The 14,376-nt window shown below is 31.6% G+C and carries 14 protein-coding genes, 1 pseudogene and 1 other annotated feature; of the genes and pseudogenes, 8 read left to right on the plus strand and 7 right to left on the minus strand.

Annotated features, from left to right (window positions below):
• Both MHH88_RS10270 and MHH88_RS10275 read right to left on the minus strand, forming a co-directional pair.
• A complete protein-coding gene (locus tag MHH88_RS10270) occupies positions 1–1,002 on the minus strand; it encodes a permease (protein ID WP_339262812.1) in 1,002 nt (333 codons plus the stop codon).
• A 196-nt stretch (positions 1,003–1,198) separates the two neighbouring features.
• Positions 1,199–1,783 carry a DJ-1/PfpI family protein gene (locus MHH88_RS10275; RefSeq protein WP_339262813.1) on the minus strand — a complete coding sequence of 195 codons (585 nt, stop codon included), beginning with the start codon at positions 1,781–1,783 and terminating at the stop codon, positions 1,199–1,201.
• A gap of 141 nt (positions 1,784–1,924) precedes the next feature.
• On the opposite strand from MHH88_RS10275, the gene MHH88_RS10280 reads away from it, so the two are divergent.
• From MHH88_RS10280 to MHH88_RS10315, 8 genes and pseudogenes are all read left to right on the plus strand, one after another.
• Complete coding sequence (locus tag MHH88_RS10280) at positions 1,925–2,362, plus strand: Lrp/AsnC family transcriptional regulator (protein ID WP_339262815.1); 438 nt, start codon at positions 1,925–1,927, stop codon at positions 2,360–2,362.
• A gap of 72 nt (positions 2,363–2,434) precedes the next feature.
• Complete coding sequence (locus MHH88_RS10285) at positions 2,435–2,950, plus strand: sigma-70 family RNA polymerase sigma factor (protein WP_339262817.1); 516 nt, start codon at positions 2,435–2,437, stop codon at positions 2,948–2,950.
• Positions 2,943–3,890 (plus strand): DUF3221 domain-containing protein, encoded by a 948-nt coding sequence (locus MHH88_RS10290; RefSeq protein ID WP_339262819.1) that lies wholly within the window; start codon positions 2,943–2,945, stop codon positions 3,888–3,890. Before MHH88_RS10285 ends, MHH88_RS10290 begins: the two co-directional genes overlap by 8 nt.
• A 108-nt stretch (positions 3,891–3,998) precedes the next feature.
• Positions 3,999–4,847 carry a DUF2785 domain-containing protein gene (locus MHH88_RS10295; protein WP_339262821.1) on the plus strand — a complete coding sequence of 283 codons (849 nt, stop codon included), beginning with the start codon at positions 3,999–4,001 and terminating at the stop codon, positions 4,845–4,847.
• A gap of 35 nt (positions 4,848–4,882) precedes the next feature.
• Positions 4,883–5,124 (plus strand) — a binding site (T-box leader).
• A 54-nt stretch (positions 5,125–5,178) separates the two neighbouring features.
• Positions 5,179–5,468 (plus strand): annotated as a pseudogene (locus tag MHH88_RS10300) (class I tRNA ligase family protein); the annotation flags it as partial.
• Positions 5,469–5,707: 239 nt separating this feature from the next.
• A complete protein-coding gene (locus MHH88_RS10305; protein ID WP_339262823.1) occupies positions 5,708–6,613 on the plus strand; it encodes an ATP-binding cassette domain-containing protein in 906 nt (301 codons plus the stop codon).
• Positions 6,606–7,358 (plus strand): ABC transporter permease, encoded by a 753-nt coding sequence (locus tag MHH88_RS10310; protein ID WP_339262825.1) that lies wholly within the window; start codon positions 6,606–6,608, stop codon positions 7,356–7,358. Before MHH88_RS10305 ends, MHH88_RS10310 begins: the two co-directional genes overlap by 8 nt.
• A gap of 155 nt (positions 7,359–7,513) precedes the next feature.
• A complete protein-coding gene (locus MHH88_RS10315) occupies positions 7,514–8,380 on the plus strand; it encodes a helix-turn-helix domain-containing protein (protein WP_339262826.1) in 867 nt (288 codons plus the stop codon).
• Positions 8,381–8,426: 46 nt separating this feature from the next.
• On the opposite strand, the gene MHH88_RS10320 is transcribed toward MHH88_RS10315, so the two are convergent.
• The 5 genes from MHH88_RS10320 to MHH88_RS10340 all read right to left on the minus strand — a co-directional run bounded on the left by MHH88_RS10320 (position 8,427) and on the right by MHH88_RS10340 (position 14,302).
• Complete coding sequence (locus tag MHH88_RS10320; protein ID WP_339262828.1) at positions 8,427–9,644, minus strand: MFS transporter; 1,218 nt, start codon at positions 9,642–9,644, stop codon at positions 8,427–8,429.
• Between the two features lie 353 nt (positions 9,645–9,997).
• A complete protein-coding gene (locus MHH88_RS10325) occupies positions 9,998–10,942 on the minus strand; it encodes a hypothetical protein (protein WP_339262830.1) in 945 nt (314 codons plus the stop codon).
• 2 nt (positions 10,943–10,944) lie between these two features.
• A complete protein-coding gene (locus MHH88_RS10330; protein WP_339262831.1) occupies positions 10,945–12,006 on the minus strand; it encodes an arginase family protein in 1,062 nt (353 codons plus the stop codon).
• Positions 11,990–12,586: a hypothetical protein gene (locus tag MHH88_RS10335; protein WP_339262832.1), complete on the minus strand. Its 597-nt coding sequence runs from the start codon at positions 12,584–12,586 to the stop codon at positions 11,990–11,992. Before MHH88_RS10335 ends, MHH88_RS10330 begins: the two co-directional genes overlap by 17 nt.
• Before the next feature lie 1,113 nt (positions 12,587–13,699).
• The gene (locus tag MHH88_RS10340) at positions 13,700–14,302 is read right to left on the minus strand and encodes a LysE/ArgO family amino acid transporter (protein ID WP_339262834.1); all 603 of its coding nucleotides are present in this window, start codon (positions 14,300–14,302) and stop codon (positions 13,700–13,702) included.
• Positions 14,303–14,376 lie beyond the last annotated feature (74 nt).

Below are 14,376 nucleotides of genomic sequence, written 5' to 3' on the forward strand. Positions count from 1 at the left end.
TTAAAGAAAAGGTGCGATTAGCCATATTATAAAAAAGATAACGAGAAACACGATCGTTAGTACTGATAGGACAAATTTCAATCGAAATACGCCCAACATCATGATGGTGTTTTTAAAATCAATCATAGGCCCAAAAATTAAGAACGCAAGTATTGATGGCGTTGGAAAAATAGAGCTAAAAGATGCACCTATAAAGGCGTCTGCTTCGGAACATAATGAAAGGATATAGGCTAACAGCATCATGACTAACATAGAAGATGTAAAATGATCGCCTATATCTACAAGTGTTTTAGTAGATACAAAGGTTTGCACAAAAGCTGCTAAAAAAGCCCCGATGATTAAATATTTGCCCATATCAAAAAACTCATCAATCGAATGATTGACCATGTTTGAACATTTTTTAAAGAATGATAGTTTTGCTGTAACATGCTGGGCATGATTAGTTCGAATACCCTTTTTAAATTGTGTTCCAGTAAACAGCATACTAATAAGCAGTGCGACGATAATGGCTATGATAAAGCCTAATATCATGCGCAACCCTGCAATTTTTAGATCATTACCGAAAGCCATATATGTAGAAATAATGACAATAGGATTTATAAGAGGTCCTGTTAACATAAAACCCATTGCGGCATGGATAGGTACCCCCTTCGATACAAGTCTTCTTACGATGGGTACTATTCCGCACTCACAGGCGGGGAATAGTGCACCAACGACACAGCTCATGATAATTGCCAGAAATTTATTTTTTGGAATACACTTTTGAATATGTTGCTCCGTAATAAAAATTTGAATAAACCCAGCAATTAGAACCCCAATTAAAACAAATGGTAAAGCTTCTATTAAAATACTCAAAAATATAGTATTGAGATTTAATAGTGGCGTTCCGAAAGAAAAGAGCCAGGCACTACTAGGAAAGAAAGTTGGGGTTAGAAACAAAATAATCATGAGCAGCAGAAAAAATCGAGCATTTAATAATTGTTTGGGAAGTGGACGATTCACATTTGCCTCCTAATTTTTTGACTTAATCGGGTTGTAACGATTATTCGATAAATGATAATCGTTACGCTTTACAGTAAGTTATGTTTACATAGCTTTTAATATAACTCGTCATATAAAATAAATAGGACCTTCTTATATGGCTTCGCACAGTGAATGGACGAAAGCAATATAAGCTGACCCTATTTCATAAAAATGATTATTTAAATCCCATTAGTTCTTTTACTTTTAATGTATTTGGAATAGATGTAAGCATTTCGAGTAAGTGAAAGGCGACATCGAATGCAGTGCCTGGATTTGAAGAGGTAATAATGTGTTCTGTGCGAACAATCCGTTCGTTGATAACTTCTGCTCCATAAGATTGTAACTGATCTAATCGTTTACTTGTTGGGTGATTGTAAGTAGTTGCCATCTTATTTTGTAAAATGCCACTATGTCCTAAAGCGAGCGATGCTACACAGATTGTCGCAATGGGTTTTTTATGTTCGTTAAAATGGCGGATAACTTGTTGAAATGCTTCACTAAAAGCATCATCATAAAATCCCGCTTCTTCAAAACCTCCAGGAATCGCGAGTGCATCAAAGTCTTCTAGTGCAATTTCATGCAATAATTTTTCGGGCGTAACTTGAAAATTCCATGTACATTGTAATTTGTTATGTAATCCTACTGTAACAACCTCTGTTGTGCCATCTCCCTCCCATTTGTTCCAGCCTAGTACATCTGTAAAGACACTTGCTTCTACCGCTTCAAAGCCATTTGCTAAAAGTAGTAAGATTTTTTTCATATGGTTGATGCCTCCTTTATTGCTTTAATTGTAATAAATGGAGTAACTGAATAACAGAAGTTATATAATGTAATCAAGTCTATTTTCCTTATAACGAAAGGAATTAATTAAAAAACAATTAATAAAAAAAGGTGGATTCTAATGGACAATATCGATACAGAAATTTTACGCCAATTACAATTAAACGCGAAAATCTCAATGAAGGAGCTAGCGTCAATCGTTCATTTATCTTCACCAGCTGTCATCGAACGTGTTAAAAAACTAGAAGAACAAGGCAGTATTGAAGGCTATACAACGAAAGTAAATCTTAAGAAAATGGATCGCTCCATTCAGGCGATTGTTTTGTTTAAGTCCATTGACTGTAAAAGCCTGTCAAACTTTTGTAATGCCCATCCAGATGTTTTGGCATGTTACCGAGTAGCTGGTGAAATTAGTTATATTGTTAAACTCGCAACTTACTCTGTCGAAACATTAGAGCAGTTTATTGATGCTGCAATGCCTTATGGTACACCCTCTACAAATATTGTGTTATCTTCAACAGAAAAAACGATGGTTCTTCCTTTTTTTGATGAAAAATAATAATAATTCCCTAAAAAACAAACCTTTCGCTTCTGAGCACCGTTTATAGGGTAGAGAAAGGGGCGCGAGACGTTGCAAGTAAAGGAACTAGAAGAAATAATGGAACAGCACACGGAACGACTTATTCGTCTTGCTTTTTATTATGTAAAGGACCTACAAGAAGCAGAGGATATTGTTCAGGATGTGTTTATTAAGTTCTATGACAATCAGCAAAAATATGAAGAACGTGGAGAATTAAAAGCTTATTTATCGAGGCTTGTCATGAACAAAAGTAAAGATTATTTACGTAGTTGGACTTATCGCAAAATTCAAGTGCAACAGAAAATTTTTGCCAAGCAGACAATCTCAGGAAGGGATATGCTCGTTCAGCATGATGAACAAACGCTCATCGAAAATGCTATATTCTCACTACCTTTAAAGCAACGAGAGGTACTAAGTTATTTTTACTTTGAAGATATGCCTATTGGTGAAATTGCGAAGCTTTTAAGCATCCCTGACAGTACAGTGAAAACAAGGCTGCGCAGGGGACGTGAATTATTAAAGCCTAAGCTACAGCATATTGAATGGGAGGTGTTGCTACATGAGTAAAGTGGATGTACGAGTAATAAGAGATTTAACAGAAAGTAAAAAACGTGTGATGACAAATGTAGTAAAGCAAATTGAACAACGTGCCATCCCGAAGAAATCGAGACGCGGGCAGTATAGTATGTATACTGTAATCCTGACAATATGTATAGGGTTATTTATATACACACAAGTCAACAATGGGGACGAGTTATCAGCAAATGCTATACCGATATTAGATGAAACATACTATGATATGATTTTCCAAGATGCAATTGAGGCAAATGAAAGCCAAGAATCTATTAATATGACTTTTCAATCATTATTCGAATTGGATGCTTATTATGTCTATGCAGAAAGTAAAAACATCAAATTTAGCGAAAAGGCAATTGCGAAGCAGATGCAAGCGGAAAGAGAAAAATATGAAAAGTCATATAAAGAGAGTACAGTATTTAAAGATGGTTTAACAAAACTCAATCTAACATTAGATGAATTTTTCGATAAATATATGGAAGCAAATGCACTTAAATGGTTTGCCCAAGCAGAACTAATGAAGGAATATTATCGAAAATACGAAAATAGTTACCAAATGCATGCTTACTTTGCAGTGAAAAAAGAAGCGATGGATTATTTCACTGCTAAATATGGCCAACAAATTTCTTATTTAGAAAATAAATACAACGTGTCTAAACCTAACATGTCTACACAATACAAATATGGGACAGTTGTTGCTATGGAGGAAGACCGATTTTTAGTTGTGACAGGGGCATTGCAAGAGGAAATCGGGCAATTATCGAATGAAGAAATCATTACTAAACACACGAATGGAGTCTGGTTTCCACTTCAGGAAGTACAGGATAAAATTGCAATTGGACAAAGTGTAAATGTCACTTACAATTGGCAAGTACCATTAAATCAATATGATTTTGTTGCTAATTTGGAGAAGATTGAAATCTCACACTAGCACCATTTAGAAGCAGCTTATCATGATAAGCTGTTTTTTCTTATGGATTAAGGTACAATTAATGTTATTAATTGTATGTATTCTAAACATAAGGAGAACTTACTACATATGATATTACATGAAGCATTATTTAGTGAAGCGGATTTAAAATGTGAACTTCAAGCATTCCTAAATAACAGTAATGCTTGGCAACAAGTAGATCAAAATAAACTTATGCAGTCTATGCTAGTGCATATTGGCTCAGTTGATAGTGAGCTACGAGACGGACTAATCTATGGTTGCTTTTATACAATGATTGTAGAACAAGATTTACTACATCCTGCATTATTAAACGACACTTTACAATACTGTGTAACGGACTTACTAGATAAAGGCATTGGAGAGAGCCAATCCGATTCAGTTTTTACAAGAACCTTTACAATGTTACTAGTTGCACTAATATTAGCAAAAGATAATGAGTCGGATTTTATTGAAGCGAACAAGATAGAAGAATTAACACATAAGTTAATCGCGTATTTATTAGCTGAAAAAGATGTAAGGGGATATGTGCCGGATAAAGGCTGGGCGCATAGTGTAGCACATGTCTCAGACGCAGTAGATGAATTAGTGAAAAGCCCTAAATTCAATAAAGCTTCTTTTCTAGATATTTTGCGTCCTTTATGGCAATTGATGTTACAAACAAATTATGCTTTTATTCATGATGAAGATGAAAGGTTGTTAGTACCTATATTCACCATGTTAGAACAAGGTTTGCAGGAGCAAGAAATTATTACACTATTAAACGAAACTACGGAAATGCTGTCTGCTCAAAAGGCACAGCCTGATGTCTGGCACTATCGAATATTACGCTTTAACTGGAAATCATTTTTAAAAAGTTTTTATATTCAAACTGCAAACAGTCCTCAATATGTGGCCCTTCATCAAAGCATCGCGGATTGTCTGAAAGTTGACAAGTAATTGCAGTTTGTTAAGATGAGTCACAATAAAAGCATACAAATTCGTTGATGAGAAAGAGTAGTGTTACATTTTGTTCTACAGAGAGCCGACATGATGGTGGAAGTCGGTGTGCAAATGTTTCATGAAGATCCTCTCAGAGAAGATTAGCTGAATAAAGTAAGCTAATTCGGGTGTCTACCGTTAAAAAGAACACGTATGATTGTACGTTGCTAAGTGCTATTGAGCGGGTTTCAATAGAATTAGGGTGGTATTTGTTGCGGTTAACCCCGTCCCTTACTTGGGACGGGGTTTTTGTATGCCTTTTATACACGACTGTATAGGAGGAATTTACATACAAGTTGACAACAACAAAGAGACAACTGTAGAAAGGGAAACAAAAATTCGTAAAATTTGGGAGGAAGAACGAACGTTTCAAGCATCCATCAGTAATCGTTCTGCTAGTATCCCTTTGTATTTTACGAAGGACCACCTACAGCAAATGGCTTACCACACGTCGGTCACGCATTTGGTAGAACGATAAAAGATGTTGTGGCGCGTTACAAAACAATGCAAGGCTACTACGTTGAACGCAAAGCAGGATGGGATACTCATGAGTTACCGGTAGAATTAGTGGTCGAAAAAAATTAGGGATATTAGTAATAAGATATTTTCTTTATTTAAGAAAGCTTATTGTTTTCTTTAATGCCCAAAACAGTAGAAAGTGCCCCTATTACAAAGAAGATTAAACCTTGAGAAAAACCTAAGACTATTTTTATAATGTTTGTTCACAAAATATTCAAAAAATAGACACTTTTCATCTTGCAAAAAGCATTTTATACTGGCTGTAAAAATAATATTTATTTTCAAAGAGGGTGAGTAGAATGTCTTTAAAATTAATAAAAGTAGAAAATATAAGTAAGGAATATAAAGAGAATGTTATTCTAGATGACATCAGCTTTAAAATAAATGCCGGCGAAATTTGTGCCGTTATTGGTAAAAATGGGGCTGGGAAATCAACTTTATTTAAAATAATGACGGGACAAATAACAGCAACTAAAGGGCAATTATTATATAGCTATTCAGAAAAAAGGCTTCCTAGTATAGGTGCTTTGATTGAACGCCCTGCTTTTTTTAACAATTTGACTGCCTTTGAAAATCTAAAGTATTTTTTACTACAGAAAGGTGGAACAAATACGAAGGAAATTGAACAAATACTCAAGTTAGTAGGGCTTACTAATAATAAAATACTTTTCTCTGAATTTTCTTTAGGAATGAAACAGCGATTGGGTCTAGCATTAGCATTAATTTTTAAGCCAGATATATTAATTTTAGATGAACCAGTTAATGGACTTGATCCTGAAGGAATTCACGACATTAGAAACATTCTTCTAAAAATAAATCGAGAATTTGGAACAACGATTTTAATTTCTAGTCATATTTTAACGGAGTTAGAAGAAATATCTACCAGTTATATTTTCTTAAATAATGGAAGATTACTCGAAAGAATAACCAAAGAAGCACTTGAACAAAAAATGATAAATTATTTAAAGATTGTTGTTGATAACACGGAGAAAGCTACAAAAATATTAGAAGAACATTTTCCAGAATTAACTTATGTTATTGAAAATCAAAACCAAATTAAAATAACTGAAAATTCGGATAAAACAAGTGTGATAAATCAAACTTTTGTTAGCCATGGTATATCGGTTTTAGGGATGGAAACACATAAATCTACTCTTGAGGATTATTTTTTTAAATTAACTGGTAGAGGTGAAAAATATGAATAATTATATTAAAAGTGATTTTTTTAGATTACATAAAAAGAAATTGAGCTATGTTATTACGTTATTTTTTGCAGTCTTAATTGTTGCATTAGCTGTAGTGTTAGAGTATTTTGCTCAAACAGAAGCTGGTTTTCCATACGGAAACAGTCGGTTTTATTACTCAAATGTTTTTGGGATGTCTGGTCTTTCGTTATTAATTATTTGCTTTTTGGCAACGTATTTATTGTGGAAAGATAGGCTAATTATACCGACTTCCATTTCTTTAGGGATTGATAGAAGGACCATTTTTATTGGAAAATTCATAGTTACATTCATTCATTTTTTAATTGTTGTTTTAATCTTAGGGTCAGCTACCTATTTAGCTGGAGAATTTATACTTACTGATAAAAATGATACTGTTACCTTAAATTTCCTCATTTCTTTGTCCAATTTGTTGCCACTGTTAATCAGTGCATTAGCACTTTGCTATTCTGCAACATTTATCTTCAATAACGAGATAACAGCGATTATTATTGTATTTTTGTTTTATAGAGGACTAGCGCTATTGATTTTTGGATTAACCAGTGTCAATGAAAATATTTCGTTTATAAGGGAGTATATTCCGGCAAGTGCTATGGATCAGTTATTAACAGATTTTATGAATGGAACAGTCGAGATAAATATAATTAGTTGGATTATTAATATATTAATTGCTTTGGTTGTATTATTTGTTGGGTTGAAAGTGGTTGAAAAGAAAGACTTTACATAATATTGAAATTTAAAAAAGATGTCTGCATATTGATTAAGAGCGCTAATTCTTTAATATTAGGGTTCAAAAGAATATTTAACCCCTATTTCTTTATTATATTTTTTAGGCAATTTGATCAATAATTTCTATTATAATATATGATAATGGTGATTTTTGTGAATAACTTAGGTAATACTTTTCGCAAGTTACGGTTACACAAAGGTTTTAGTCTTAATAATGCTGCAAAAGATATAATGTCTGTTTCTCATTTATCTAAATTTGAAAGAGATGAAACTGGCATAACTGTTTCTAAGTTATTATTGTTACTTAATCGAATTAATGTAAGTTTTGAAGAATTTATTTATATCAATAATGAATTTAAAGTAGAACATTTTGAAGAATTAATAATAAACATGAAGGAATCTTATTTACGTGGAGATTTAAAGTTTTTAAATAAGTTAAGAAATGATGAAATTTTTAAATATGAACTAACTAATGTATTGTCATATAAATTAAACAGTATCATGATCGAAGCAATTATTTCGGATCTTACTGACAACAAAGTTAAACAAGAAGATTTAGAAATACTCGTTGATTATTTATGGAAAGTAGAAGTCTGGGGAGAATATGAAATAATTCTTTATGGAAATACGTTACATTTATTGGGTATAGATGTTGTAATTATGCTATCATCAGAAGTTATTAAAAAGAGTATTTATTTCAAAAACATGTTAAGTTACAAGCGTAATTTATTTGATATCTATTTTAATACTATAAGAACTTGTCTTGAGCATAATAAGTTGAAAGAAACCGAAGCATACTTATATGAATTAAAAAATCAAAATATACCTGAAACCTTTATTTTTGAAAAAACAATTCTAAATTTTTACTTCGGTATATTCAAAATGCATACAAAATATAAACAAGGTCTTGAACTTGCTCAAGAATCAATAGATATATTACATAAGGTTGAATCCTTGAATCATGCTCTAAATTATGAAGAATACTTACAATCATATATAAAAAAGCTAAAAAACGAATAAAAATATAATAACCAGCTATCAATAAAAAACAGATAGCTGGATTTTTTTAAGAATGTCTTTCTTCTAAGATTTCCTTTTTATCTCGTAAAGAGGGTAAGTAGAAAATCGTTACGAAAGCAATTAGTATTAAATAGGCTGCAATAATAAACCCTGTATTAATTATGCCGATACGATCAATGAAGTATCCGAAAAGTAGATATCCTGGCAAGCTTACTCCAGTGTAAACGAAATGGTATAAGCTGTATACTCGTGAAAGATATTTCTCTTCTACATTGCTTTGTAAATACGTATTTAAAAAAATTAAAAATAAACCTTGTGCAAATCCACCGATAAGCAATCCTATTAACAATACCGCTAGTGGTAATTTCAATGAAAATAAAGCGATAATAATACCAAAGAATAGACTTGAAGCATAAAGCCCTATTTTAGGATTAATTCGTTTGTATAAGTAAGGTGATATGAAAGAGCCTAAACCAATTCCAATCAAACTATATGTGGTAATTATATATAAATCTTCATGTGGTCGTTCCAATATTTCTACTAAATACGATATTAAATAAAGATCCACTGATGAACCAACTAACCATGCAGCACCAAATATTTGAAACAGCTTACTATATAATTTATTTACTTTAATATAAGCTAATCCAGATTTTACGTCTTGTATGATTGTTTTCGGTTCGTTGTTTGATAAATTTTTGTGATATGGCTTTACTGCTAAAATCATTATCATCGAAATTATGTAAAATGAGCCTATGATAAGTAGCAAACTAGAATAACTCAATCCACTTTTAATCAAACAGGCCCCCGCGCTATAAGAACCTATTTTTGCAAAGAGCATTGTGATTTGGATATAGCTATTTGCATTCGCTAAATATTCCTGCTTAACAATTTTGGGCAAAAGAGACGAACTGGCCGGGATGTAAAATACATTACACAGCACAATGGCAAAGATAAATAAATAAATTATAGTAGGTGTTAAATGAATCGTGTTAATTATTGCTAGACATCCAACTAAAACAAATCGTATTATATCAGTAAAACTCATGACCTTTTGAAGATATTTTCTTTCAATAATTGCCCCAGCTGGCAAAGAAAATATAATTGCTGGGAGTGTAGAAAATATAAAGAAAATTGAGAGCCCGATAGCGCGAATACCGAAATTGCCTAACATAGATAATAGAATTATAAATAACATAGCATCTGCAAATACACTAAAAAAACGAGAGAAAAACAGTAATACAAAATTATGATTTTTAAACATAATAGCCCCCCTTGGCGAATGATTACTGGTGTCATCTTTACTTTGTAAACTACTCACCACTTAGCTAAACCAAACAATTCTTAACGCTTGAAGTGGGCGCTTCTTGGGGATAGAGCATACTTGCAAGTGTATGTCTTTACTTGCATAGGTGTCTCTTTTTTCTAACTAAGCGAATGCTATTATTCTTAGATCTACAGTCAGAATATTGATACTTGTATTTAAATCGCAGTCATGATGAGTATGACAAATAGGACAAGTCCATTATGGAATTTCGAGCGGTTTCTTGCTGTCTTTGTATCCAAGTGTTGAACAGATTTGACTTGGTGAATTAAGTTGAAATAATCTGATGTTTATTAATCTAATTTGTATACATTTCCTGTAGTTAAATCTAATCCTAATCCATTATTACTTCGCCAATCAATCGATGGACTATTTGTCATTGAATTTTTTATTTCCATCCAACTATTCACATAAAGATGATGCCTATACCAAAATCTCCATAATTCAGGATGATTTATTAGTGTGTTTCTAAAAATGGTGTAAATTTCATTTACAGATTGCTCAAAGTTCTCTTTCCTAAAGTATTTTAGATTCTCAGCTTTCAAACGAGGTTCTCCATCCGAATTTAAATCTGTCATTACAAGACACAGTGGCTTTTTAGTTAACTGCAGCAATCGGAAAATACCGCTTCTTAACCTTATTAATGATGTAATGTGTTGAACTTCAATTGGTTTTGAATCTTCACCAGCTCCTGTATTCCCATCTAAATATAATAGAAATGAACCTCCTTGTTTCAGTAAGCGAAGCAACTTTAACCCACTTATATTTTCCTCTGCTATTATGTAACTTATATTATTCTCTTGCTTAATTTCATTCCACTTTGTTAATTCTAATTCACTATTATATGATTCCTTGTCTACAACAATATCCAATGAAAATTTGTTACCTTTATTCAATGATTTTGTTAACTCAAAAGGCACGTGACGGTAATAGCCAAAATGAAAGGTAGCAAAAACCCCACCTTTTTCGAAGCAAGAGATAATATTCTCCATACCTATTTTTTCCTTGAATCCCGAAAAAGCAAATGGTTCCTGTCTTAAGTAGTTTTGTACTTCATTATTAAAGCGATACTTTTCCCATACTTGGATTATTTTTAATTTATCATATTGTAATAAAGGTTGTAGTTCTTTTGATAAATTCACTAATGCTATAAAATTTTCAAAATCTGATCCATACATCGATTCTTCACTTAATTTCAGCATACAATCGAGTTGAATTTGATTTTCACTTTTTATCATGACTACTTTCCATCTCCCTTATTAGTTAACCCTTCCAGTAGATATAATAAAATATGAAGAACCGAATCATATTGCTCAGGTTCACCTCCTGATTGTCCTTCAACTATATCTACTGCTTTTATGGATGGTACAATTTTGAAAATTTCCTGTATCATATTGATAACTTCTTGTAATTTTGGTCCTTCAATTTTTGGAAAATCTACTAAAGGGAAATCTCTAGGTTCTAATACATCAACATCGAATGAAACATACCCAATTATTTCACCTTCAGTATTTAATAATTCAGATACAATTGAATGAAGCTTATCTAAATCAGAAAAATTGAGTTGAAAAAGTTTAGGGTGATTATAATATTGCCCTAATGATCTCAGTCCTCTAACACCTATTTGAATGATTCCGGCAACCAATTCCTCTTGTAATAAAAAACGAACAAAATTGCTATGACAAATCTCTTTATCCATTTTTAAAATATCCGATCCGCAGTCATGATGAGCATCAAATTGAATAATAAGAATTCTTTTCGATAATATCTTTGTTAGATTTCTTACAAGAGTATATGTGATTGAATGATCTCCACCTACCACACAAAATTTTGGTTTTTGAGGTTCTATGTAGTTTAACACTTGAAATATTTGGTGATTAACTTCTTCTAAACTACCGTTGGCTATTGATAAATCACCATGATCGACTAAAAAACAATTTTTCATCAAATATTTATCTCTTAAATAATCATAAATACCCGAAGTTTGTTCATTATATTCATCTAAATATATTGGAAGTCGTAGGCTCGATTCCCTTAAAGCAGCAGCAAAATTTTTCACTTTTGAATTACTTTTATTAGAACCTTTATTAAAAGGGATTCCGAATAAATGAACATTCCCTAATTTTTTTAATGGGTAGGAAAAGAAGGCTTTATCCGCGGCGGTAAAGAAATTCCTTTCTTCTTTATCTGTATTTTCTGTATGATAAATTTCAGATTCCCAAAATAAGGAGTTGTTCTCGTTTGTTAAAAGAATTTTGGAATTACCATATTTTACTTTATATTTTTTATCCTTTGTTTCCATATTCAATGCTCCTATACTTACTTATTTTTCTGAACATTTTATATAGTAATATTGCGGGTAATATCATAATAATTAATGCATTACTGAGTGAATTATCGAATAATACAATTAAATATTTCCATGTGAAGTATATTGATATAAGCATAGATAAAATAAATAGAAAATAAAGGAAAATAATAGAACCTTTTATATTTTTAAATAATGGCAAAAGATAATATCCGTCTAACGGTTTTAAAGGCAAAATATTAATTAAAATTGCCGGTATATGAATAACAGCAACTATTTTTATGAATAAGCTATAGTTTTGTAACAAAATTAGTATAGAAAGCGTTAGTTGCAATATGACCCCAGAGAGCGTTATGATGCAATTTTCTAAATTGCTCATTTTCCTTCCAAAACTGAAAGTAGTACTAGGATTAACATTTTTAATATTTAGTACAATTTTTGTTTGCGTTGCTCCAAGAAGTTTTGCAGCAATAAAATGTCCAAATTCATGCACATATAGACTTAAATACGTATATAAATTAAAAACTATAAAGAATAAAAATAGATACAATAATATCATTTTTCCAACCTTCAAAGAAAATCATTTGTAATTTTTCCTAATAAAAACTCAAACGTAAAGTAAAACACAAAGAGCGAATAAAATTCGTTCTTTGTGTCTTAAAACTAGCATCGAATAACTGTAATCTTATCACCGTTACGAACTTCTTCAAACTTTACTAATTCTTCTGAAGAAATAGGTTTTAATTTGCTCATTTCTATATCCTCCTCCCTTGTGATAAATAAAGTTTATAATAATAAATTAGATTATTAAAAAAATTCTAATATTTTAAAACTGGTTATTTACATGAAAAGAGTGGATAGCATCCTTTAAATCTAGAAAAATAAATAAATACTAAGCTTTTATTAATGCTCTTGAAGAAATAAAGTAAAAGAAATTTATTTTCATTTTTGGTTTTCTATTTTTCATATATTAGAAATCGTTAGTATATACGCCCAGGGATTTTCGAATAAAATAGAGATGATTTTCAAAAAGCTTACACCACATATTTAGGTTTTTATGATTGCCAAAATAACGTTTCAATTCAATATATAGTTTCTTATTGAATTCTTTTGAAGATAGATAGTATTGATAGTAATGAATTAATTTCAGATTTTTTACCTTCACTTGTGGTAGGAAACTAAATAGAATTAGGTCTCGCGTAAATATAAACCTTATCTATTGTGCAGAGATTCTAGCACGTCTGGCGATTGTATTAAGTGTCTATTTATCATCTATTCAAATGTCATTGCTATTATTAACTATACTAACGGTAGGAAGTATAATGACTTATCGAGCTTTAGCCTTAACAGAGAGTGTAAATGGAAATGATAAATGAAGGTAATGTTTGACCCAATTATTTTTTTAGAAAATTTAACTAAAGAAAAACGAAAAACCCAATTTAATTTTGAAATTGGGTTTTTTGATTCATTAAAATAAAAGATTCTTTTGTTAGCACTAGCTACAGCTATAGCTATTTTATTAATAACGTGAGCACAAAGGGGGAATTTGCATTAAGAAGCTAACTATACAGAATAGCTATAAAAAAGTTAAGCTCATTAAAACGTATATAAAACGCAAATCGTTGTTATATCAATGCAATTACTGCAACTATTTATTATAAAATGTATCCCTAAACTATGTACCAGATTATAGTAAACCACTAAGTAAATAAATAGCAGTTGCCCAAATAAAAATTGCTGAACATTTATTGAAGAAATTCATCAGCTTGCCAGAGCTATCAAGCTTTTTAAAAGATGCACCGGCCAATGTTAGACCGAAAAACCACAACCACGAAATGAGCACACATGCAATAGTAAAGAGTACTTGTGCTGTGCCATTATATTTTAATGCGCTGGTGCCAATTACACCAATTGTATCTAAAATAGCATGTGGATTTAATAAGGATACGGACAGCGCGAATAAAACTTGTTTTTTAACGGGCAACGTTTCGCTCTTTTGACTAGTTGTCGAATCCGAGCGCCAAATGCTATAGCCCATATATAAAAGGAATACAATTCCGACGCCCATTAAGACAAGCCGTAGCCATTCAAATTGCAAAACAATAACGGATAAACCAAAAACAGCAAGCAAAATTAATAAAGTATCGCATAGTGCCGCTGTAATAGCAGCTGGTAGGGCTAATATTAAACGTTGTTGCGTAGCACCTTGTGAAAAAACGAAGACGTTTTGTACACCTAAAGGTAAAATAAGTCCAAATGCTAAAATCATACCATGCAGAAATGCCTCCAATGACAATCCCTCCTTTCCATTCACATTCTACCTGTGCTATAACTAAAAGAAAACGACCAATTGGATGGTATTTT

This window comes from Lysinibacillus sp. FSL K6-3209, from assembly GCF_037976175.1.
Classification (GTDB): domain Bacteria; phylum Bacillota; class Bacilli; order Bacillales_A; family Planococcaceae; genus Lysinibacillus; species Lysinibacillus sphaericus_D.

Coding starts and splice junctions, on each gene's coding strand:
- MHH88_RS10320 (WP_339262828.1), bottom strand. CDS start 9,644: ATGTTTAAAAATCATAATTTTGTATTACTGTTTTTCTCTCGTTTTTTT.
- MHH88_RS10305 (WP_339262823.1), top strand. CDS start 5,708: ATGTCTTTAAAATTAATAAAAGTAGAAAATATAAGTAAGGAATATAAA.
- MHH88_RS10325 (WP_339262830.1), bottom strand. CDS start 10,942: ATGATAAAAAGTGAAAATCAAATTCAACTCGATTGTATGCTGAAATTA.
- MHH88_RS10330 (WP_339262831.1), bottom strand. CDS start 12,006: ATGGAAACAAAGGATAAAAAATATAAAGTAAAATATGGTAATTCCAAA.
- MHH88_RS10280 (WP_339262815.1), top strand. CDS start 1,925: ATGGACAATATCGATACAGAAATTTTACGCCAATTACAATTAAACGCG.
- MHH88_RS10290 (WP_339262819.1), top strand. CDS start 2,943: ATGAGTAAAGTGGATGTACGAGTAATAAGAGATTTAACAGAAAGTAAA.
- MHH88_RS10310 (WP_339262825.1), top strand. CDS start 6,606: ATGAATAATTATATTAAAAGTGATTTTTTTAGATTACATAAAAAGAAA.
- MHH88_RS10295 (WP_339262821.1), top strand. CDS start 3,999: ATGATATTACATGAAGCATTATTTAGTGAAGCGGATTTAAAATGTGAA.
- MHH88_RS10275 (WP_339262813.1), bottom strand. CDS start 1,783: ATGAAAAAAATCTTACTACTTTTAGCAAATGGCTTTGAAGCGGTAGAA.